Annotated in this window: 1 pseudogene; it reads right to left on the bottom strand. The window is 70.8% G+C overall.

Features of this window, described 5'->3' with window-relative positions:
- Window positions 1–384 (bottom strand): annotated as a pseudogene (locus K7G61_RS36130) (hypothetical protein); the annotation flags it as partial.

The following is a 384-nucleotide window of genomic DNA, read 5'->3' as shown; positions in this document are numbered from 1 at the left end:
ACCCGTGTTGGTGACGGTGATGTCGGCGGTGAGGCCGCCCTGCCACTCGTTCTTGGTGTACGTCACCTTGCAGGCGCCCGAGCCGGTCCCGCCGGTCGTCCCGCCGGTCGTGGTGGTGCCGCCCGTCGTCGTGCCGCCGGTCGTCGTCCCGCCGGTGGTGGTCCCGCCGGTGGTGGTGCCACCCGTGGTGGTCCCGCCGGTCGTCGTTCCGCCGGTCGTCGTGCCCGAGGACGAGCTCGGGGTGAGGTAGACGGCGAAGGCGTCGTGGGTGGCCTGGAAGGTGAGGGGCAGGGTGAGGGTGCCGTTGGTGGGGGTCAGATCTTGGCTGGTTACGGTTTGGGGGGTGGTGAGGGGGGCTTGGTCGGGGATGCGTTGGATGGTGAT

Source organism: Streptomyces sp. HPF1205 (assembly GCF_020400825.1).
In the GTDB taxonomy this organism is placed as follows: domain Bacteria; phylum Actinomycetota; class Actinomycetes; order Streptomycetales; family Streptomycetaceae; genus Actinacidiphila.
This window is presented reverse-complemented; position numbering and strand designations above follow the sequence as displayed.